Below are 20655 nucleotides of genomic sequence, written 5' to 3' on the forward strand. Positions count from 1 at the left end.
TAAAACTCCCTTTCCCTGATTACAAGCTTCCAGTCGCCCACAAACGGGCGTAACCGAGCAAAGCGACCTCACCATAGGCTATTTTAATCTCATTAAAAGAGCGGCAAATGAGGGCTAAAAACAGCCGATTTTGGGGTGGTTTTCCTTCTCTTGATACTTTAGTAATAACTCTGATTTTTTTTGAAGACATTAAAAAGGGTTCAAAGCCTTGCTGTATATGGTTCTCAACCTATTTCTTGAAGTGATTTTTGGTATAATGGACAGGCAAAAAAAACAAGCTCGAATGCCTGAAGATAAAACATAAAACCAATCATTTCGCTATGCGGGCCAAGCTGTTCGTCAAGGCCAACCAAATGGCTTATGAAGAGTTGCAAAAACTAAGGGCTGCGTAACATCAGTGATATAAGAAACTCGCTTAAATAAGATAATGATTATTGGAAATAAGTCTACATTTGCTATTGAGTCGAGCATTACTCGGGCTTATGGCCGTCTTAGCTTTCGTGCGCTTGGCTATTTCGTAATTCATATTGGGGGGACAAGCTATGGTATCAATTCGCCAGATGCAACATTACTTGCTTGCTCATTTGATGAAATTAAAAATCGCTTCATTGATCGAGGTACGCATAAAGCATCTTTTGCTATAGAACCAAGCGCAAAAAAAATTGCCAACGCTATCAATATGTCTATCTACTCAGAAAGTCAGATAGATGAAAATTTCTTTGGAATGTCTCTATCTGAATTCTATGACATTGTTACAACGAATCATATTATTTGGGCTCCTGATGGTGATGAGGCTTTTGATGATGGTAGCCATGTATTGCATTTTGATATCGAAAACCATGTCCGCTTAATAGGCTTTAAACGAGGGAATAGTGATATTGACGATAAGGAATATCATAGTTTAATTGATTTATGGCTGGATGCAGATGAGTTTTACTCGATTCTGATCCGTTGGTATGATGTTTTTGAGTCAGAATGGGAGGCAGCGGTAAAATGGGATAATATCGAATAAGCTAGGTAGGCACACTGTGCGCGTACCAACGCGACAATCTGGGGCGCATCACCCAACGCCAAGAAACCCTGCAAGGCGTGACCACCACTTACGGTTATAGCTACGACCCCGCTCGAAGTCACCGCCGACGGCAACAGCCTGGCCACCTACAGCTACGATGATAACGGCAACCGCACCAACACTAGCCCGAACGCAGGCGCGGCGGTCATCGCCCACTACGACGACCAAGACCGCCTGCTAGACTACCCTTCGACAAGCTCAGGGCAGGCCACTTTATACAGCTACACCGCCAACGGCGAACTGCAAAGCAAGACCAAAAACGGGCAAACCACCCAATACACCTACGATGTCCTGGGCAACCTCAAACACGTCACCCTGCCCGACACCACCGCCATTGATTACCTTACCGACGGGCAAAACCGCCGCATCGGCAAAACCGTCAACGGCGTGTTGGTGCAGGGTTTCCTCTACCAAAACCAACTCAACCCCATCGCCGAACTGGACGGCAACAACCGGACCGTCAGCCGCTTCGTCTACGCCAGCAAAGCCAACGTGCCGGACTACCTGACCAAAAACGGCGCAACCTACCGCATCATCAGCGACCACCTCGGCAGCCCCCGTTTGGTCATCAACACCGCTAACGGCAGCGTCGCCCAACGCATCGACTACGATGTCTGGGGCAACATCACCCAAGACACCAACCCCGGCTTCCAGCCCTTCGGCTACGCAGGCGGCCTGTACGACCAACACACCAAACTTGTCCGCTTCGGCGCAAGGGATTATGATGCCGAAACCGGACGCTGGACGGCGAAAGACCCGATTGGGTTTGGGGGTGGGGACAGTAACCTTTATGGGTATGTGCTGGGGGATCCGGTTAATTGGGGGGATCCTCTAGGATTATTGAAGGAAAATGCATCTGGTCACCCTTGTGATATTGCATTTGGTCTTTGTCAAAATAACTCAGAAAGATTGTATGACAAAGGATATCAAGGGGAATCTAACGATTTATATAAAGGGTGTCTAGGGGCATCCATAATGTGTAAAAGTGCTGAAGCGGAATCACAAGCGAACCCTTTCGCTAAACATATAATTTATTTCCCCCCAGATAAGAATAGGAATGGAGGTGGTCATGTGACCTGTTGGTTTGGTGTTTGTTACTTTACTCCACCATCATGTGACCCGGTTGGAGAGTATCCGCCAAAAAAATAGCTTCAAAGTGTTAATGATGTGTCAATTTATTTAATATTATGCAGCAATGAGCGGAAAAGTAAACTATTGGCCGATATTTAGCGTTTTATAAGCAAGTTATTAAAAAATAAAAGTTTTTAGTGCATTTAATGTTGCTCCGGTTAACACTAACCATAGTGGTATGAGGTATGATATGGAAAGGCCATCCCCAGAGTTCAGCTCGTTTGAGCGAGTATTAAATGGTAAGGAAATTGATGAGTTGCCTTGTACAGTTGTGGTCAGAGTCGGTGCTTCTAAATATGACGGGATAATTTTGGAAAGTGAGTTTGTCACTCAAGATGAAAGGTTTGGATATGTTTATCGCTATGATATTGCAAATTATATAGTTGATGACGGAAATTTTCATCCTGAGATGGGTACAAAAGGAATAGTCTCAAAAATTATTTCAAAATTGGTTATATACTCATCTGATTGTATCGATTTCACTTTTGAAGTTGGAATTGAATCTGTAGATGGAAGGAAAGTATGACAATCAGCGGGTAGCCTTACGCTCAGCCGCAATATCCAGAACGGTCTACTCGCCGACATTACCCTAGGCCGCATAAAAGACAACTACACGACCTGCTTAGCACCACCGCCCTGGGTAAAGTCACCGACAGTTACACCGCCAACGGCGAACTGCAAAGCAAAACCAAAAACGGGCAAACCACCCAATACGCCTACGATGTCCTGGGCAACCTCAAACACGTCACCCTGCCCGACACCACCGCCATTGGTTACCTTACCGACGGGCAAAACCGCCGCATCGTAAACGTCTAGCCAATCCACCTAGGCAAACCTGATACGAACTGTCATCCTTGCCCTTTTGTATGGGGAATAACGATGGCATCATCAAAGAAGTGGATTGGGCATATTGAAGCATGGCAGGCCAGCGTATTTCGCTTTTTATAACGGCAGACGTTCGCATTCGACATTGGGCTATAAAACCCCTTTGGAATTTGAGCGGGAATTTTACAGCAAGGTTGCCTAAGAAAGTGTCCGGTTTTTGTTGACCATTACAATTTATCAGGGTCGGATAGTGGCGGAGGTAATAGAGAGTCAGCAACAGGCGGTCTTCCGTGGTCAGTTTGGAGTCTTTCCGGCCTCGCCTTGTCAACGGGCTGAGGGCTTTTTGTTCGCCGATGTAAACGCACAGCTTGCTGTTGAGGTGCTGGAAATCTTCTTTTGACAACCCGACAAGGCGTTTGTATTCTTCGGGGTTGTCGGTGGGTAGCTGGGCATACGGTTTCATGGCTTTTTGGTGGGTCAGGATAAAGCTTGGTATTTTAACCTGTCAACGTTTATATAGTCAGCAATATTTAGGAAAGATGTCTATTATTCACCCTATTCAACAAATTCGGCAATCGCCAAACGTTTGGGTATTTCTGAGGCCACGCTCCGTGGTTACTGGGATATAGACAAAATGCCGCAGCCGACCATCCCGGATAAAAATGTCGAGAAATTTTGCGAACTATTGGAAGAAATTCTTCTGAAGAAAATTTCAAAAACATCCGCCATACAGTTGCTACAGGGGTCACCGCTTATTTTTCATAACGCCTTATTGCCTATTGCCGGCACAGCATGGCGGGATCTGTTCAGGGAACATAGTGTAGCTTCCGGCCTTGATGTCGTCGTTAAGCCGATGCTGTCGCTACAATTTGGAGAACCCGATGATGAGCCTGACGGCCAACCAGCGGCGACAGTAAAAATGTACCAACGTTTTTATCTGACCGGGTCTGTAACATGGAAGGGGGAAGGCGTTGTGTTTGCCGAACATATGGGCGTATGGCATATTTGTGAGGCCAAAAGCCAACAACGGATTGTGCAACTTAACCGGAATACTTTTGCAATACCCCCACAAGATCAAATAAGCCCCATCTATTTTCGGGAACGGGGCAAAGTGGGGTTGTACCGCTATTTCGTGATAGCCTGTAAAAACAGTTTTTCTGACGTGCTACGCAGCCAGCTCCATAGCGCCAATCCTATCCAACAACATACCTTAGATATGCTAGGCGAGCTATTTAAATCTTACGGAAAAGATAGCTGCCAAGTGCTGGGTACAACAATCTTGGTCGAAAAATGAGCATGGATATTATTAAGAAGCATTTTGGCCCTTGCCTAACCTATGAAACGCTGGATGAACCAATACAAGATTTTTATACAATAGCAGTAGATATTGCAAGCCATTCACTTTCCCAAGCAATGCTTTACCGCAAGGGTAAAGCGCACCCTTACCCTTGTTACGTCGGTTTTCCGCTTAAACCCACTTTTAACGCCGGCACCTGCGATCTCGCCCAAGGCGGCAGTATCATCGCCATCAATGCTGCCGTCCCTTACCTGCTGTTTAGCGCCTGCTTTATCTATTCCACAAGAATAGATGCCACTGTCGGCTTACCCATTGAAGTTGACGGTAAGTTGTTGGTATACGACACCAAGCTGGAGCTGATCGGCAAAATATCGGCTTTGCCGCCGACATCGGACGGATATTTTCAGCTATTTAACCAGCTCTTTTCCAAGGCAGAATACCAAGCGGCAAACCTTACCTACGCGATATTTCTGTACACTATTACCATACGCTTCATCGTTATGCACGAAGTGATGCACATCGTTTTGGGTCATACCGCCTACATGCAAAAAGAAATGTCGTTAGGTATATTTTTAGAACTGTCCTCAGAGAGGGAAAGCGACACAATAAACCACGAATTTCTCCATTGCCTTGAATTTATAGCAGACAGAAACGCCGTGCGCGGTATTGCTCGTAAAATGGTTCAAGGGGATCCTAATTTTTCTAGCCAGGCAGAAACGGACCTGTTGCAAGGCACGGCCATCGGCAGGCCTACTTATATCATAAGGGGCATAATGACTGCTGCTACGTTAATGTTCCATATGTTCGCCTCACGCGACGAATCGTTACGAAAACCCATCTGCTCGCATCCCAATCCTTATATCAGATCACAATGGCTGGCAATGGAGTTAGGCCATGAATTAGGTGAAGAATACGGCTTTAAGGAATCTATACTGACCCCCATGGCTTATACCGCAGCTACCTTAAGCGCAAATTTTCAATGTCCGGGGAATTGGCGTTCTGCTTCTGAACAAGATGCCGATCCCGATAACGGAAATCGCCCTCATATTTCAGATGCCGCCTACAGCAATATTCTTCGCCTTGCACAGCATTGGAGCGGCCACCTCTACCAGAATTTCGCACCCAAATTTGTTACCGAGAGTGGAATCATCATTCCCTAATCATCAGTGGGACAATACGCCTACCGTACATTATTATAGAGTCCGAAGCTGATTAAGCGACACCGGCGGCATACAGGGTAGGTTTTGTCGCAAATATCCCAAACTTTGGAGATAATCTGCTCATTTTCGTTGCCAGACTATGAAAATCAGCTTTAAAGGTGTCCACGATCCGAAAAACGTTATCTTGTACGCGGTTTTCTTCTATGTCCGGTATGGCGTTTCCTACCGTGATCTGGAAGAGATTTTGGCGGAGCGCGGTGTCACCGCGGACCATGCGACCCTGAACCGCTGGGTTGTCCGTTATTCTCCATTGATCGCCCTGGCGACAAAACCCACGCGCTTACGGTCAAGCACTACTTATTAGAAACTGATGTTACGCAGCCCTTAGTTTTTGCAACTCTTCATAAGCCATTTGGTTGGCCTTGACGAACAGCTTGGCCCGCATAGCGAAATGATTGGTTTTATGTTTTATCTTCAGGCATTCGAGCTTGAAACTTATACATATTACGAAATAAATAAAGAATTTTGTAATTTATTAAGCAGTTATAATGATTTTTTTGGATTAAAGTTTAGTGTTTTTGATTTTGTTCTTGATAAAAATAATAATTTAAAATTTCTTGAGTCTAATCCTAATGGGCAATGGTTATGGCTTGACAAATATTCAGATTTAAATATATCTAAATACCTTGCAGAAGTTTTAACAAGTTAGATTGTCGCTCTTCTTTTTTTTAATCTCCCCCCAACTAATACCGATAATATCCATTATCGGCATTAGATTTGACTTTTTAAAACTTATCCATAAAATGGGTGGGAATTTAATTTTTAACAAATAAACCTATGATTTCCGTTAGCGTGCATTCAGACCAAATCACCCTTCCCAATGAAGTGAGCGAGCAGTTGGCAATCATGGACGGGGACGAACTGGACTTGTCAGTCCATCAGGGGAGCATCATATTGAAACCCAGAATCCGCCAGGGGTTCGTCAAACAAAAGGTGTTTTCATTGGTGGCTATGATCGGCAAGGGTCAGGGGGCTTTTGAATCCCCAGAAGAGGTGGATCAATTTATCCGTAATGAAAGGGACAAATGGGGATAAACATTTTTTCAGGGAAAAAAGTTTACCTGGACAGCAACATTTTCATTTATGCCCTTGAGGGTTTCAGCTTGTACAAAGCCTTGTTGACCTCTTTTTTTGAGGCGGTTGAAAGGGGCGAATTCAGTATCGTAACAAGCGAGCTAGCCTTGGCGGAATGCTTGGTCAAGCCCTGCAAGGACAAAAACCAAGACTTGATAGCCCTTTACCTGTCCGTTATCCAATCCAGAAGTATCTTGACCGTATTGCCTGTCAGCAAAGACATTTTGATCCAATCGGCACAATTGAGGGCGGATATTGGCGGGGCATTGCCTGATGCAATCCATGTTGCATCGGCTGTTGCAGAAGGGTGTGACATATTTTTGACGAATGACAAAGCCATAAAAAAGGCAACCGCATTAGATTTTTTAATTTTGTCTGACTTATACGAGCTATGAACCCTTTAGCCGTCAAAAATGAACTGGATGCTTATGGCGAGCTGTCAATGGGCGAGGTGGTCGAAGCCTTCACCCAGACCAAAAACTCGGAACATACCAGACGAAGCTACCTGAACGACATCACCGGCTTTTTCAAGCCCCTGGACGGGGTGGTCTTTTTGACGGACTTTTTCCAAATCCCCTACCCCCAAGTCGTTGAGCAGGTCAAAAGCTTCCTGCAAGGCTCCACCAAGCAAGACGGCCTGTCCCCAAGGGTGTTGAACCCGAAGACGGTCAACCGCAAGGCCTATGCCCTCTCCTCTTTTTTCGGCTACTTGATGCTGGTGTACAACTACCCCAAGAACCCGACCAAGCACTTCATCCCGCTGAAAACCGCCCGCAGAAGCACCACGGCCAGCCTGAGCAGGGCGGAAGTCATCGACTTCTTGGCCTTCGCCAAAGCCGAACACCGACTAAGCGAAAACAAGTTCAGGGACTACCTGATCCTGGTGTTCCTGTTCGGTTTGGCACTCAGGAGGGACGAGGTGGCGAACCTGAAATGGGGCGACATCGACTTCCAGCAAAGCACCGCCAACGTTTATCAGAAGGGAGGTAGCTTGAAGCTACTGCCCTTGCCCATCGGCATAGCCTACCTGCTGGGCGAATTCAAAAAGCTTTACGGCGACACCTGCCCGTACATTTTCCGTCCGGTCAGGAACAACCGCACCAAAGAGCTTAACAAGCCGATCAGGACGGAATACATCTTTGCGATGGTCAGGAAGATAGCCGTCCAGGTCGTCCCCGACAAGAACATCACCCCGCATTCGTTCAGGAAAACATTCATCGAGCTGGCCTTATCCAATAAGGAAGACTTCATCAGCATAGTCAATGCCACAGGCCATGCGACCGTGGAAATGGTCAAATATTATGACACCAGGGACGCACTCAAAAATAACGCCATCCACTCAATCGCCAACATCATTTAAAATTTCTGGGTAATCAAGTAAATCTATTATTTCTATTAAATAGAAATAATAGATTTACTTGATTGTTTTGATTTAATTGAAATCATAGGCTCATCTTAAAAGTTGACTTTCTAAAAATATGATTAACATATAAAAACCATATAATTAACGACTAATAGCCGTATGGTTAACAAATGATTATCATATTTTTATATTCCTTTTTGTCCCTGTTTCTCATGGTGGGAGACAGGGATTGAAAAGGAGTGTTTATTTTGAAAGTCATTGTCATACTGGAACAACCGCCCTTGTTTGACCTGGGCGAAGTTTACGCCACCGCAGGGGCTAACCAAGCATTGCAAACCCTTAATGTTGACCCCACAGTTTTGCTGATCCGCCATGTGACAGGCGATTGGGCGGAATTATCGGAAGAAGACCAGCAGGAAAATAAAAATGCCGTGGAGAATGGCGGGAGGGTGTTTTCATCTTACACCTTACCGCCGGACAAAACCAAAATATGGATTATCACCGAATATGACAGGTCAGCAACAACCTTGTTGCTACCTGACGAGTATTGACTGATCCAACCCGATTCACCTTAAACTGAAATGGTCTAATAAAGCCGGACACTTCCAAAGGCATATTATAATGTCAGCAGAGGTGAAAAATGAGCAAAACAGATAAAGTCAAAAAACCTAAATTTACTCTGGAATTTAAGCAAGATGCGTTATTTCGCTTTTTATAACGGCAGACGTTCGCATTCGACATTGGGCTATAAAACCCCTTTGGAATTTGAGCGGGAATTTTACAGCAAGGTTGCCTAAGAAAGTGTCCGGTTTTTGTTGACCATTACATTTAACACGCTGAGGCGTAATGGAACGCCGACTTTATTTCATGCGCGTTCCTTACTGATCGGAACCACACCCACCCCAACCACTAAAGCAGACCGAGACCTTATGACCAAACCGACTCAACAAAAACTCGTCACCCTGGGGGATTTAGAAAAATTCATCTTGCTGGCCATCCTCAACAACCGCAACTATTGCTACGGCGTTGAGATAAAAAACAATATTAAGGAAAGAATCGACAAGGACATCTCCGTCGGCGCCCTGTACACCACCTTAGACAGGCTAGAAAACAAAGGCCTAGTCAAAGCGGAACTGGGGGAAGCCACGGAAGAACGCGGTGGCCGCGCCAAGAAATATTTTCAAGTAACCGCCCTGGGGCAAAAAACCCTGTACGCTTCCCTACGCGAAGTCGCCCAGATGCAAACCAACTCTAAACCCATTGCCATTTGACTATGAAACCTGATAACCAACCAAAGAAAGAGTGTGATAGCTTGGCTAAAAATAATCTTAACGACAACCTCATGGAGAAGAAAATGTATGGATCAAGATTAAAATTAGCAGGGGCAGGAATCGTAGTAGGAGTAGGAACAACAGGAGCAGCAGTAGCCCTAGGAAGCGGAGGAGAAGCAACCGCAATAGCATTAGCTTTAGTAATAGCTCTAGGTCTAGGCCTAGGATTAATCTTATTAAGAACAGAAGGCGAATGGAGGGCGAAGATAGTAAGTGTAGAAGCAGGGATAGCGATAGGAGCAGGAATAGGAATAGCAGTTGGAGTGGGAAAAGGGGCAGCAGGGATAGGAGTATTCTTAGGAACAGCAGCAATATCAGTAGTAATAGAAACCTACTTTCAATTAATGCGCGCACCTAATAAGAACTCTCTTGATGTATCCCAACCCTCAAACATCCCTCCTAAAACGGCAAAATACCTACTCTACCTAGTAGTCCCCAGAAAAAACCGGGATGCCCTATTAGGCGACTTGGAAGAAGACTTCAACGAAGTGCTGGAAAAATTCGGCCTAAAACACGCTAAATTCCACTATTGGGTACAAACCTTCCGCTCCATCCCACCCCAATTAACCGCCTCACTCATCGGCTCGGTAGTGAAATACTTCAAAAGCACCACCTAAACCCCCAACGGCGCGTAACAGCCCTACCCTACGCGCCCTACCCTCACAGGACACCACTATGCAAACCATAGACGAAGTAACCATCGCCGCCCTAATCCGCACAATCGCCAGCCCGCGCAGCAAAGAACAACGGGCGGCACTGCTTAAGAAAGCACAGATACTGGATGATAATGGCGATTAGGCCGAAAGCCTATTCTCCAAAGAAACCATCGAAAAAGACCAAACCCATCGCCTACCCCCACCTATCAACCCCCCCTTAGCATTAAACCGCTTCACCGCCCCTACATGCTGGCGACACGGGAAAACATCGGGCAACAACCAGCCTACCCAATCCACGCCGTACACCATCAGTTAATCCGCTCATGCCGGACAGTAGACAGCCTAAACTTTCCCAAAGCATTGCCGCCAAGCCCATCACCCTCATGCCGACCATCAAGTCCACATTAAAAACCAACAACTAAATAATAACAATTATCAACCACTATTTTAATAAAAATCACTAAAAACCCAGCAAAAAACTCTACTTTAGGCCAGTAAAACAAAAAAAAATCGCTATTAAAATAAAAACCACTACCAAAGTCTTGTAAAAATGAATACAATTAAACCGTACAAAAAAAGTGGTAAATGTCCGTTTACCCTTACTGTGCGCTTGCACAAAAAAGCCACCATAACAATTAATTTAATGCAAGGGGCATACTATGAACACCATTATCCGCTGGTCTTTAGCAGCAACCTTAAATGGTTGCGGCCTCTCCCAAATAACCAACCGGGAAAGCAATCCGGTCATTAAAGACTATGTCGGCAATCCCATTAGCCACTGGTTTAGTGACGACGATGTCCTCAATACCTTTGCCACCACCGCCAGCCGCCGCATGGTGATGATTAGGGACTACCAAACAACAGATGGCACAAACAAAGCCAGAGCCGCCTTCACTTGCGCCGAACCATCGCCCGATGTCGGCGAGGCCTTTAGCTCGGCGCTTGCCGACGGCATAAAAATAGCCGTGCCCGTCGAAGGGGTGTCTGCCGAAGTATCCAACCAATATGCCAGAGCCGTCGCCACCCAAATCACCCCGTTGCTTTATAGGACCCAAGGCCTACAACTGTACAGAAACGCCATCTATAGCCTTTGCATCGACAAAATGAACGAGGCTTTAGCAACGACGACCGTCAACAACAACGCCAGAAACGCGCCATCAGACTCCGATTACGAAGCACAAAGAAAATACATCTTTGACCAATCCGTAGAACTGATAACTGATGTTACGCAGCCCTTAGTTTTTGCAACTCTTCATAAGCCATTTGGTTGGCCTTGACGAACAGCTTGGCCCGCATAGCGAAATGATTGGTTTTATGTTTTATCTTCAGGCATTCGAGCTTGAATCGTAAAAATTAATATCGTCGACGGGATGGAAAGATAGCCGGTTGCAATTGAATTTTGCATGGCCTCTGCAATGCGGCTTAGGATAGCTGCTATGTCCTATTTTTACACGTATGTCGGCTGTACCCCTATGTCCCAATCAACTGCCGTCCATCCAGCTTTGTACATGTCTAGGATGGTTGGGTTGAGGCGTAGCGCGTAAGTCTCGGCTGTTTCATCATGGATAAATTCCAACAGGCTACCGCCATAGGTATAACGTCCGTGGGTAATTTCGACACCTGACGACATAAGGCGGCGCAAAACATCCTTTAACCACTCATGTTGTGATTTTCCCGTTTGTCGTCCTAGTGCCTTCAAAAATCCGTGAATGGTGAAATGGCAGACATTCCCTAAAGGATGGGAACGGGCAAGTTCGGCGGCCTGTTCCCACACGTCAAGGTCTGACTGGTCAAGTTGCATCCCTGTAAATCTGATTTTGATGCCGTCACGGGTGGCCAGTATTTTCCCTTTGAAATATTCCCGCTCTTTGCCTTGGATGGCCGCGAACAATGCGCCCCTTAAAAAGCTGTTTGGTGTGCCTCTGGTGACTTCCGGCCATAAGGGTAGCTGGATGATATCGGCGGTTTTGTGGGCGGGTTTTTCGGCCTCGGTCGGCTTCCCTTCCTTGGCGGTGCGTTCTTCGATGGTGCGTTGCAGGTTGGCGAGGCTTTTTTCAAGACTGCGGTTCGGTTCGCTCATTTTCGGCCTTCCCTTTTTCATGGGTTTTGTTAGACTGGCAGTGCGGTACAGGGTGAGAACCCGATGACCGCACGATGTGATGAAAAGCCGCTGTATCTTGCTGGACGGGCGGCTTTTTTTCTGTCTGAATCTTAGGGTGAGAATCCATAAGGCGCAAGCTGCTGTTTCTTATGTCCAGCGGGTTCGTGCAAGGAAATCGGCAACGGACACGATAGGGATGCCATCGAATTTTTTGAGTATGAGCAGGTGCAGCTTGTCGCCAGTCACCAGATAATCAGCCAGCCCGCCACTCGCCGTGGCAAGCAGATAGTTGTCGTAAGGGTCCGGTGAAACATCAACCTGCGGCAAATCATCGACCATAACGGCAATGTCGCGCATTTCATTGATGAGCCGCCCCGTAAGGACACTGTTGAGCCGATCGCGGACTTTTGGGTAGCGGGTGACGCGCATAAGTTCGTCAACCTGCGGTGCCGATGTCAGGAGCTTGAATTTCCCTTCCCGCCACCGTGCGATAACCTTGGCAGGTTGGGAATTGGGCAGGAGCATCGCGCTGATGATGATGTTGGTATCGAGTACAACCAGCATTAGGCTTCTTTTCTTGCGAATTCTTCGCGCATGTCTTGGCGGACGGCGGTTGTCGCTTCGTCAATTATTGCCTGCATTTCTTCGGGCGGGATGTCGGCGACCTGTTCCCTTACTTCGGCAAGGGTCTGCTCGAAGACACGCCATTTTACGGCTTCTTCGACAAACTTTGAAATGTCGCCTTTTTTCATGCCGCGTTGTGCCAAAAAACAGCGCAAGGATGTGTCTGTTTCTTTTGAAACGGATACCGTCCATCGGGTTGTTGTGCTGTCGTGTAATGTTGCCATAGTCTGGTGTCCTCATTGGGTTATAGTCATCTATCACCATAGCAGCATAAACGCCTATTATCAAGATAAATGCCACCATGTCTAACAAAGGAAGGTTTTTTAGACAATCGGCGAAACGCGCAGAATCAACGGCTTGCAAGTCCAGCTATTTTGTCTAACAATAGGGGGTGCTAATCAACAAAAGGCTCTAAAGTTCCACGGGGTTTTGGCTAACCTATTGTCCATAAAGCCCTAAAGGCGATTTTCGATCTCTCAAATTTTAGCTTATTTCAGACGTGCCTTTTGAGAACGTAAAATGCGGGTATTGCATACTCTACATTTACAAAGTTTCATCTATTGGGTTCGTTTAAACAAACGACACCAAAGTCCCATAGGATTGTCATACTTCAACTAGAGCAGACATTAATTGCTGTTTCGTTTGCCTTATGTTAATTTGATCAAAAGTTAACTTGCCTCTTAAAAGAAACCGTGATGAAAGCGTTGTACGCCAAAAGAAACCGCCCTTACCTGCACACATTGGTGTTTGTGTTGCTGGTGAGCTTGGTCTCTTTGATCATTTCGGCAACCTGTACCATGCCTATGCCTTCGGTAGTGACGGCAATGTCCGGGCACATGCCGGGATGTCCTGAGTCCGTTACCTTTGAAAATTCCCCGAAGGACATGCACGATTGTGCCTTAAAGCCTTGCCTTGATTCACAAGACAATTCGCCTAGCTATCTGACCCGTCTTACCCAACCGGATTTGCCGGTTTTTATTCTGAGCCTGATAGGGACATTTTTGTTCTTATTCCCTGATGTTACGCAGCCCTTAGTTTTTGCAACTCTTCATAAGCCATTTGGTTGGCCTTGACGAACAGCTTGGCCCGCATAGCGAAATGATTGGTTTTATGTTTTATCTTCAGGCATTCGAGCTTGAACGTAAGCGTGCGTCCCTACCACGTTGCCTTTTCAGGTAAAGTTTGTTTAATCGCCGTTATTTGTTCGGGGGTCAAAGGCAACAATTCATCAATGCGGCTATTCGGCCACACGGGCAGTTTTTCTAATGTTTCTTTCAGCCATGCCGCCGGGTTTAGGCCATTAAGCTTGGCCGTGCCCAGTAAGGTTTGGATCGCGGCGGCACGTTGCCCGGCACGTTCGGAGCCGGCAAACAGCCAATTTTTCTTGCCCAACGCAATGGGCCGGATGCAGTTTTCCACGGGATTGTTGTCAATCGGCAGATGTCCGGTTTCCGCATAACGGATCAGGGCGGGCCACCGTTTTAAGGTGTAATCCAAGGCTTTGGCGGAAGCGCCGCCGGGGGCGGTGACGGTACGGGTTTTCAGGAGCCAGTCATGGAAGGCGTGCAGTTGGGGCTGGCTTTTTTCCGCCCGCAGTTGTTGGCGTGCCGCAATGCCCAAGGCTTTGCCTTCGGCTTCGACGGCATAAAGCACGCTGATGCGTTGTAATGCTTCCCATGCCATTGGACTCTGGTTGGCTTGGTGCAAGTCGAAGAACTTTCGCCGCGCATGGGCAAAGCAGGCCAGTTCGGTGCAAGGGCCGTTGTTGCCGGTGTCCGTGAACAGGGCTTTGTAACCGGCATAGCCGTCGACCATCAGGTGGCCTTTCCACGCGCCCAAAAACTGGCGGGCATGTTCGCCGCCCCGGCCTTTCTGGTAGTCGAAAACGATCAGCCGCGGCCCCGGCTGTAAATCGTTGCTGCGGTATGCCCAGAGATAGGCTTTGCGGGTCTTGCCGCTGCCGGGGTCAAGCTGCGCCACGGGGGTTTCGTCGGCATGTAAGGCGCCGCCCTGCAACAGGTGCCATTTCAGCCGCTCCGCCAACGGCTGCAACGCGACGCCGACACGCCCGACCCAATCGGCCAGGGTTGACCGGGACAGGATGACCTTGTCGCGGGCGGCGATTTGTTCGAGGCGGTACAGCGGCAGGTGGTCTTGGTATTTGCTGACCATCACCCAGGCCAGCAAACCGACCGCCGCCATTCCCCCGTCGATCACCGCAGGCGGGATCGGGGCGGCGGTGACGGTTTCGCAAGCGCGGCAGGCATATTGGGGACGGATATGGCGGCGGACAAAGAACTTGGCCGGTTCGACATCGAGTTGTTCGGTGACATCCTCGCCGATTTTGACCAGGTTTTTGCCGCAATGCCCGCAAGTGCAGGATGCCGGCTCATGGTGGTGGTCGACACGGGGCAGATGGTCGGGTAAGGGTTGGCGTCCGGCGCGGGGGCGTTTGGGTTTCGCCACTGTGCCGCAGGGCTGGCCATCCTGAAGCTGTTCGGCCTCCGCTTCGATGGCGGCAAGGTCAGTGTCCAAGGTTTCCTCGAACACGTCACGTTGCAGCGGGGACAAGGTTTCGCTTTTGGCGCCAAAGCGGATGCGGCGGATATGGGCGAGTTCGTGGCTCAGGGCTTCGATTTTGAGGTCTTTGGCTTGGAGGGTTTTGGCATCGCGTTCAACCTGTGCCAACAATGTCTGGAACATCGCCGCCACTTGGCTTTTGGCAACGGGGTCGATGTCTAAACTGTCGAGTTCGGCGAGTGGGTTCATAGGCCATATTATACCTAAAAAAACGCCTGTATGCCTTGTCAATAGGGGGTTTTCCCCAAATTTCTGGCGGTGTTTTTGGACACGGGAACCAACCTGTTCAGGCTTGCCAATGTGCCGGGGGAACCGCCGACAAACGTTGCCAATCGACCCCGGCCACCAGCCAGTGCCATTGCGCCCCGGTGACCTGGAAAACCGTGTCGCCCGCCGCCGGCCAGACGAAACCGCCCCGGTGCAAACGGCGCTGGCACAACCAAACGCCGTTGCCGTCCCACAGCAACAGCTTCAGGCGGTTGCCCGCCCGGTTGCGGAACACGAACGCGGAGCCCGCGCACGGCGTATGCCCCAACGCCTGCTGGACGATGGCCGACAGGCCATCGGCGCCCTTGCGCATATCTACGGGCGACACCGCCAACCAAATGTGCGGCGGGCATGGGATCAGCCCAGGCATCGCCACAGCTCCGCCAACCAAGCCGCCGATACGCCCGGCGGCAGCTCAAGCCGGTGGCCGCCCGCGTGCCGCAGCACCAAGGGGGTCGGTGCCGCCGTATCGACTTGTACGGGAATGAAGGCCGGAGGCGGCGGTAATGCCGGTTGCACACGACGGTATTCGCACAATCGTGCCGCAAAGGTTTTGGCGTTTAACTGCTGTTGCCGGCAATAATCCGCTTGCGGCAGGCCGCTGGCCTGCCATGCTTCAATATGCCCAATCCACTTCTTTGATGATGCCATCGTTATTCCCCATACAAAAGGGCAAGGATGACAGTTCGTATCAGGTTTGCCTAGGTGGATTGGCTAGACGTTTACCCGCATCTTGCTTAAATTCCAGGGTAAATTTGGGTTTTTTGACTTTATCTGTTTTGCTCATTTTTCACCTCTGCTGACATTATAATATGCCTTTGGAAGTGTCCGGCTTTATTAGACCATTTCACTTTCCCCCTTAGCATTCACCTGTACGACAGGGAAGACCTAAGCTCCCTCCCCTGCCAAGGGGAGGGCTGGGGTGGGGTTCCAACACGCTGTGGCGTTAGAAATTTCTTTCTATAACCCCCTCCCTCCTGAGCGAAGCCGAAGGGCTCCCCCTTGCTAGGGGGAGGAGCTTTCCCCCTCAAACCGACGGCGGCTGCTCCACCGTATTCACCTGCGCCACCCGCAAATACCCCGCCGGATCATCCGTACCCGGCACCCCGTCATCAGCGCGGTTCGGATTATCGGCAGTCGGCGCGTCATACAGCGGCACGGTCGCCTGTAAGACAAAATCCGCCGCAATAACCGTCAGATTGTGATAATCATGCGTCACCGTCTTAAACGCCACCCCGGACTCTGCCAACACCACAGGCCAGTCATAACTTAAGCCCGCAAACGTATAAGCCGCCGTAAAGCGCCGATTGGCAGGTTGCCGCATATACAGCCCCAACTGCGCCGCCAACGCCAACGCCGTCGGCTGCTCGGCCGCCATCACTACCACCTGCATCGGCAACGCCGCCATTACCGTCTTTAAACCAAACAAGCGTTGCTTAGCGTCATCCGCCAAAATAATCGGCAAGGTCTCCGCCAACTGCGGGGCACTGTTAGCAACCGGACTATAATTACTGCCCATCGCCACCAACAGCACCGGCAACGGAGCCGGCGTAGTCGCCTCGCCGTCGTTGGCATGTTCCTGCCACGCCGCCAACATCGCTTCCGCCTGATCGACCATCCGTCCCGGACACCAGACGATACTCTTGGCCAACCCCCGCGCACTATAAGCCTGCAAAGGCGCGGACGTGGCGACCAGCCCCGCATAAAACCGCCCCAGATACTCGCCAAACCCCACCTTAACCGGACCAAACATCTATGCCACCCTCAAAAGCCAAAAACCACCACCGACACTATACCCGCCGCGCCGCCCCACCTACAGGCCGCTTTTCCTACCGCGCCGCCTCGCCGCGCAACATAAACTTCGCCTTAGCCAACCCCGTCTTTGCCTGCGCCGCCAAGGCAAACGCCTCATCGGTGGCCTTCACCAAGGCCGCGCCGCCGATAATCTCCTCATCAAAAATCGCATTCTTACGGCGCACCGTCTCCAGCGCGTTATAAATCTTCGTGATTGCCGTCAAAGCAAAATGCGTCGCCTTACCGCACGCGTCAATCTTGTGGCTGATCGTGCGCACCTGGTTCAGCTCCGCCGCCCGCATTTGCAGCAGACAATCCGACAACATCCGCGTCACTTCCCGCTCCTGACTGACCTGGGCATCGCGCTCCCAATCTTCCGACACCCCGAACAAAAAGTCCGTCGAGACAAAATACACCTCCGAAGCCCGCACCACCAACCAGATCGGCACTGACAAGCCATTGCTGGCATTCTCAATTTTCGACAGCATCGAGGCATTGCTGTAACCGAACAGCGGATAGGCCTCACTCAACGAGTAATTATTCAACTCCCGCGCCGCTTTCATCCGCCCGCCAAAGGTCTGCGCCCCTTGCGATTTATCGACTTCCTGAGGCACCTGAATCACCAGCTTATTATCAACAATTTCAATCATTACCGTTCACCGTAGGGGTTGGTGGCCTAGTCGGCCTTGAGCTTAAGGGGAGACTTGCCGGACACCGCCAGCAAGCCGCAACGCCAGCACAGCTTAATTTCACGCCCGCCCGTCACGCCAACCGCAAAAATACCGCCAAATTCCCACCCCAAACCCCACAAAACTGCCCACCGCGCCAAACACCCACGCACTCCCTGCCGCCCACCTCTAGCCAACCCCTCACCGCATCACCGCAAAGCTGACAATATCAACCACTTAGCTTTGTCACGACCGACTTGTCAGACAAAGTCACGACCTCCCCTACCTACCCACACCCGCGCCGCCGCGCCCAAATACGCAAGTGCCCGCCTGTATCTTGTTCCTGTTCTTGCTCTTGTTCCTGTTCTTGCTCTTGTTCCTGTTCTTGTTCTTGCTCCTGTTCTTGTTCTTGGCTTAACAGGGGCTTACAAGGGGCTTAGCCAACAGCCCCGCCAAAAACCCGCCCAAGCCCCGCCCGCCGTGGCTTGGCGCGGATTTTTCCGATCATTTATTAACTAAAAAGACGAATAATAGCCTTTCTCAAGCACCAATTTGGCCGCATCTTGCTTAAATTCCAGGGTAAATTTGGGTTTTTTGACTTTATCTGTTTTGCTCATTTTTCACCTCTGCTGACATTATAATATGCCTTTGGAAGTGTCCGGCTTTATTAGACCATTTCAATTAGCTATACTGCCAGTTTGATAGGTGGCGGTGCTGGTCGAACTGCAAAGCAAGGGGGTGGCCTTCCTGTTAACGTGTCATCTGTTTGACGAAGGTATTGAACACTGTTGCTAATTAGCTCTGATCTACCGCCGGGCGTATCGGCCGCATGGTTGGAGTTAGACTCAACAACAATTTGGTAGATTAGCATCAGATATCCACCACTATTGAATAGTAATCTGCTCATCTCTAAAAATTTTATTACTTATAAACTCTTGTTTTGCCGCAATAGGATTCTCAGTAAACATGATAACCCGCAAATCTTGTATCGCCCGTGAAAAGCAAACATAAGCAAGATTAAGGCTTTTTTGCTTTTGTCCTGCTGTCGGTTCTTTTCCAACGGATATTGGTGTTAGCAATTTAGAAAAACTGTAAATATTCCAATTCGCTTCAGTGTCATCAAAAAACACAAGCACTTTTTCAAATTCATCGCCTTTCACGCCATGCTGAGTGCTATAAGGTGTTAAATCTAAAATGAATTTTCGGTATGAGGCAAGTTCATTGGTTTTATGCGTTAAAAACTTATCCATAAGCCAATCACCTTTTTCTAGTCCATACTCGGTTTCATTGTACACCTCTGAACGAGGCTTTCTTTGAAGATGCTCGGTAAGCCTTTCTGAAAGACTAATTAATCCATGCTGACTTGCTACGTTTAGAATTTTTTTTACGGTTTGGTTGGACCAGATGGAAACTAAAGCGTTAATTGCCGTTTGGGCTTTTTCTGTAACGGTTTTAATGGTTAAATCTTTGCTGGCACCTTCTGGATCAAGCAAAGGACTGTATTCACGCAGAATTTGGATAATGGCGGCATGGTCATTAATTTTATGGGCTTCAACCAGAGGTATCAAAACTTCTATAAATGGCTTAAGAGCAAAATGTTCGCCTTGTTTAAATGAATCTTCAGCCGTTTGTGATGCATAGCATCCAGTAAATAATTGATTAAGTTTAGAAAAACCAATACGATGAGCAATCATTTGCCTGGTAAGAAACAGTTGTTTAATACCATCAGAGTTATTCCATTGAAAATGAGCAAGCGCACTATCAAATTGATTTAATGCGCTGGAAAGCTGGGCATCTGTATAAGTATTCCTATCACCATTGCCTGATTCAGCTTTTATCAGCCTTATTTCCACACTACCTATTACATTATTTGGCCCTGATGTCTGTCGTAAATCTGGTCGAATAGCATTAAGCAGCTTAATCACTTCCTTTGAACAACGATAATTTTCAGTTTTCTTGATTAACCTATAACCATTTGGGCCACTGAATTGCCCGGCACGATTTTCATAAATCTGCTGCATTGGATCACCAAAGTAACCAATCATCGGCAACCCTTCTTCCGAGGCGATTTGGTTTAATGCTTTCATGACATTGCCAAAGGTGTCTTGCGCTTCATCAATAAAAATATAAGGAAATTTTTGCCCGATAATCTTTTGTAAATTAGGTAAGCGCAAAATCATCATCGAAACCAAATCAACTATATCATCGTGACTTAAGCTGCCTGTTGAGAAATCCCGCCTTCCACTGTCGTCATAGCTGAATTTTTCAACAAGTTGGAGGTTATCAAGATCACTTTGTAATTTTACCACTTGCTCTCGTGCTTTTTGTGCAGCTACACTCCTCCCACCATTATCCTCTTGCCGCTTTTTTTCAATGCGTTCGGGGATAAGCTGATCTCTCAGGGTATTACAAATATCTGATTGATAATTTTCTACTAAGCCCCACAAAAAACCGTGAATCGTTGATACAGCAAATAATTCGTCTAAATTCGTCCTGCGTTTAATGTTTTCAACCGCAACATTTGTGTAGGTAATACAAGCAATTTGTTGATTTGCGGCTCGAAGTGATTTTCCATACTTACAGCGAATATCGGGTACAGCCGACATACATGTAAAAATAGGACATAGCAGCTATCCTAAGCCGCATTGCAGA

At 48.2% G+C, this 20655-nt stretch carries 26 protein-coding genes and 5 pseudogenes; 16 read left to right on the forward strand and 15 right to left on the reverse strand.

The window, feature by feature from the left end:
- Positions 1-275: 275 nt before the first annotated feature.
- The 4 genes and pseudogenes from CEK71_RS24380 to CEK71_RS21995 all read left to right on the forward strand — a co-directional run.
- Positions 276-392, forward strand: a pseudogene (locus tag CEK71_RS24380) (IS701 family transposase); the annotation flags it as partial.
- Between the two features lie 35 nt (positions 393-427).
- Positions 428-1012, forward strand: a complete 585-nt coding sequence (locus tag CEK71_RS21985; RefSeq protein WP_088621374.1) for an Imm42 family immunity protein — start codon at positions 428-430, stop codon at positions 1010-1012.
- 138 nt (positions 1013-1150) lie between these two features.
- Positions 1151-2221 (forward strand): RHS repeat domain-containing protein, encoded by a 1071-nt coding sequence (locus CEK71_RS24385; RefSeq protein ID WP_456299080.1) that lies wholly within the window; start codon positions 1151-1153, stop codon positions 2219-2221.
- A gap of 172 nt (positions 2222-2393) precedes the next feature.
- Positions 2394-2729, forward strand: coding sequence for a hypothetical protein (locus CEK71_RS21995; protein WP_157679580.1), 336 nt, complete (start codon positions 2394-2396; stop codon positions 2727-2729).
- An 83-nt stretch (positions 2730-2812) separates the two neighbouring features.
- Here CEK71_RS21995 and CEK71_RS23800 read toward each other — a convergent pair whose 3' ends face one another.
- Together CEK71_RS23800 and CEK71_RS23805 are read right to left on the reverse strand one after the other, a co-directional pair.
- A complete protein-coding gene (locus tag CEK71_RS23800; RefSeq protein ID WP_232463717.1) occupies positions 2813-3028 on the reverse strand; it encodes a hypothetical protein in 216 nt (71 codons plus the stop codon).
- On the reverse strand, positions 2982-3491 hold the full coding sequence (locus CEK71_RS23805; protein ID WP_232463718.1) for a transposase family protein: 510 nt from the start codon (positions 3489-3491) through the stop codon (positions 2982-2984). The genes CEK71_RS23800 and CEK71_RS23805 overlap by 47 nt, the downstream gene beginning before the upstream one ends.
- 171 nt (positions 3492-3662) lie before the next feature.
- Between CEK71_RS23805 and CEK71_RS22010 the strand changes: the two genes are divergently transcribed.
- The 3 genes and pseudogenes from CEK71_RS22010 to CEK71_RS22020 all read left to right on the forward strand — a co-directional run.
- Complete coding sequence (locus CEK71_RS22010) at positions 3663-4322, forward strand: hypothetical protein (RefSeq protein ID WP_088621376.1); 660 nt, start codon at positions 3663-3665, stop codon at positions 4320-4322.
- Positions 4319-5485, forward strand: coding sequence for a hypothetical protein (locus CEK71_RS22015; protein ID WP_088621377.1), 1167 nt, complete (start codon positions 4319-4321; stop codon positions 5483-5485). The genes CEK71_RS22010 and CEK71_RS22015 overlap by 4 nt, the downstream gene beginning before the upstream one ends.
- A gap of 139 nt (positions 5486-5624) precedes the next feature.
- Positions 5625-5804, forward strand: a pseudogene (locus tag CEK71_RS22020) (IS6 family transposase); the annotation flags it as partial.
- A gap of 54 nt (positions 5805-5858) precedes the next feature.
- Here the strand turns inward: CEK71_RS22020 and CEK71_RS24390 are convergent.
- Positions 5859-5984: pseudogene (locus CEK71_RS24390) on the reverse strand (IS701 family transposase); the annotation flags it as partial.
- Between the two features lie 338 nt (positions 5985-6322).
- Here CEK71_RS24390 and CEK71_RS22030 point away from each other — a divergent pair.
- The 8 genes from CEK71_RS22030 (at position 6323) to CEK71_RS22060 (ending at position 11246) form a co-directional block, all read left to right on the forward strand.
- Positions 6323-6580: an AbrB/MazE/SpoVT family DNA-binding domain-containing protein gene (locus CEK71_RS22030; RefSeq protein ID WP_088621379.1), complete on the forward strand. Its 258-nt coding sequence runs from the start codon at positions 6323-6325 to the stop codon at positions 6578-6580.
- Complete coding sequence (locus tag CEK71_RS22035; protein ID WP_088621380.1) at positions 6571-7014, forward strand: type II toxin-antitoxin system VapC family toxin; 444 nt, start codon at positions 6571-6573, stop codon at positions 7012-7014. Before CEK71_RS22030 ends, CEK71_RS22035 begins: the two co-directional genes overlap by 10 nt.
- The gene (locus tag CEK71_RS22040) at positions 7011-7979 is read left to right on the forward strand and encodes a tyrosine-type recombinase/integrase (protein WP_088621381.1); all 969 of its coding nucleotides are present in this window, start codon (positions 7011-7013) and stop codon (positions 7977-7979) included. The genes CEK71_RS22035 and CEK71_RS22040 overlap by 4 nt, the downstream gene beginning before the upstream one ends.
- Positions 7980-8230: 251 nt before the next feature.
- Positions 8231-8533, forward strand: a complete 303-nt coding sequence (locus CEK71_RS22045) for a hypothetical protein (RefSeq protein WP_088621738.1) — start codon at positions 8231-8233, stop codon at positions 8531-8533.
- 378 nt (positions 8534-8911) lie between these two features.
- Positions 8912-9253, forward strand: coding sequence for a PadR family transcriptional regulator (locus tag CEK71_RS22050; RefSeq protein ID WP_088621382.1), 342 nt, complete (start codon positions 8912-8914; stop codon positions 9251-9253).
- A gap of 2 nt (positions 9254-9255) precedes the next feature.
- The gene (locus CEK71_RS22055; protein WP_088621383.1) at positions 9256-9930 is read left to right on the forward strand and encodes a permease prefix domain 2-containing transporter; all 675 of its coding nucleotides are present in this window, start codon (positions 9256-9258) and stop codon (positions 9928-9930) included.
- Positions 9931-9988: 58 nt separating this feature from the next.
- On the forward strand, positions 9989-10111 hold the full coding sequence (locus CEK71_RS24030; RefSeq protein WP_269766592.1) for a hypothetical protein: 123 nt from the start codon (positions 9989-9991) through the stop codon (positions 10109-10111).
- 517 nt (positions 10112-10628) lie between these two features.
- Complete coding sequence (locus CEK71_RS22060; protein ID WP_088621384.1) at positions 10629-11246, forward strand: hypothetical protein; 618 nt, start codon at positions 10629-10631, stop codon at positions 11244-11246.
- Here CEK71_RS22060 and CEK71_RS24395 read toward each other — a convergent pair.
- From CEK71_RS24395 to CEK71_RS22075, 4 genes and pseudogenes are all read right to left on the reverse strand, one after another.
- Positions 11194-11313: pseudogene (locus CEK71_RS24395) on the reverse strand (IS701 family transposase); the annotation flags it as partial. The gene CEK71_RS22060 and the pseudogene CEK71_RS24395 sit on opposite strands and share 53 nt — an antisense overlap.
- A gap of 103 nt (positions 11314-11416) precedes the next feature.
- The gene (gene trfA, locus CEK71_RS22065) at positions 11417-12049 is read right to left on the reverse strand and encodes a plasmid replication initiator TrfA (protein WP_088621385.1); all 633 of its coding nucleotides are present in this window, start codon (positions 12047-12049) and stop codon (positions 11417-11419) included.
- A gap of 168 nt (positions 12050-12217) precedes the next feature.
- Positions 12218-12634, reverse strand: coding sequence for a putative toxin-antitoxin system toxin component, PIN family (locus tag CEK71_RS22070; protein ID WP_088621386.1), 417 nt, complete (start codon positions 12632-12634; stop codon positions 12218-12220).
- Positions 12634-12918: a ribbon-helix-helix domain-containing protein gene (locus tag CEK71_RS22075; RefSeq protein WP_088621387.1), complete on the reverse strand. Its 285-nt coding sequence runs from the start codon at positions 12916-12918 to the stop codon at positions 12634-12636. Before CEK71_RS22075 ends, CEK71_RS22070 begins: the two co-directional genes overlap by 1 nt.
- Before the next feature lie 471 nt (positions 12919-13389).
- Between CEK71_RS22075 and CEK71_RS22080 the strand changes: the two genes are divergently transcribed.
- The gene (locus CEK71_RS22080; protein ID WP_088621388.1) at positions 13390-13767 is read left to right on the forward strand and encodes a hypothetical protein; all 378 of its coding nucleotides are present in this window, start codon (positions 13390-13392) and stop codon (positions 13765-13767) included.
- On the opposite strand, the pseudogene CEK71_RS24400 reads toward CEK71_RS22080, so the two are convergent.
- The 8 genes and pseudogenes from CEK71_RS24400 to CEK71_RS22110 form a co-directional block, all read right to left on the reverse strand.
- A pseudogene (locus tag CEK71_RS24400) lies at positions 13715-13834 on the reverse strand (IS701 family transposase); the annotation flags it as partial. The gene CEK71_RS22080 and the pseudogene CEK71_RS24400 overlap by 53 nt on opposite strands.
- Positions 13835-13849: 15 nt before the next feature.
- Positions 13850-15463: an IS66 family transposase gene (gene tnpC / locus CEK71_RS22085; RefSeq protein WP_088621389.1), complete on the reverse strand. Its 1614-nt coding sequence runs from the start codon at positions 15461-15463 to the stop codon at positions 13850-13852.
- A 97-nt stretch (positions 15464-15560) separates the two neighbouring features.
- Positions 15561-15911: an IS66 family insertion sequence element accessory protein TnpB gene (gene tnpB / locus CEK71_RS22090; RefSeq protein WP_088621390.1), complete on the reverse strand. Its 351-nt coding sequence runs from the start codon at positions 15909-15911 to the stop codon at positions 15561-15563.
- On the reverse strand, positions 15899-16192 hold the full coding sequence (gene tnpA / locus CEK71_RS22095; RefSeq protein WP_088621391.1) for an IS66 family insertion sequence element accessory protein TnpA: 294 nt from the start codon (positions 16190-16192) through the stop codon (positions 15899-15901). The genes tnpB and tnpA overlap by 13 nt, the downstream gene beginning before the upstream one ends.
- Positions 16193-16568: 376 nt before the next feature.
- Positions 16569-17294, reverse strand: a complete 726-nt coding sequence (locus CEK71_RS22100) for a hypothetical protein (protein ID WP_088621392.1) — start codon at positions 17292-17294, stop codon at positions 16569-16571.
- 76 nt (positions 17295-17370) lie between these two features.
- On the reverse strand, positions 17371-17985 hold the full coding sequence (locus CEK71_RS22105; protein ID WP_088621393.1) for a helix-turn-helix domain-containing protein: 615 nt from the start codon (positions 17983-17985) through the stop codon (positions 17371-17373).
- A gap of 26 nt (positions 17986-18011) precedes the next feature.
- Positions 18012-18200, reverse strand: a complete 189-nt coding sequence (locus CEK71_RS22990; RefSeq protein ID WP_157679582.1) for a hypothetical protein — start codon at positions 18198-18200, stop codon at positions 18012-18014.
- Positions 18201-18887: 687 nt separating this feature from the next.
- Positions 18888-20609, reverse strand: a complete 1722-nt coding sequence (locus tag CEK71_RS22110) for a UvrD-helicase domain-containing protein (RefSeq protein WP_088621394.1) — start codon at positions 20607-20609, stop codon at positions 18888-18890.
- Positions 20610-20655: the final 46 nt, after the last annotated feature.

The sequence above is a fragment of the Methylovulum psychrotolerans genome (assembly GCF_002209385.1).
In the GTDB taxonomy this organism is placed as follows: Bacteria; Pseudomonadota; Gammaproteobacteria; order Methylococcales; family Methylomonadaceae; genus Methylovulum; species Methylovulum psychrotolerans.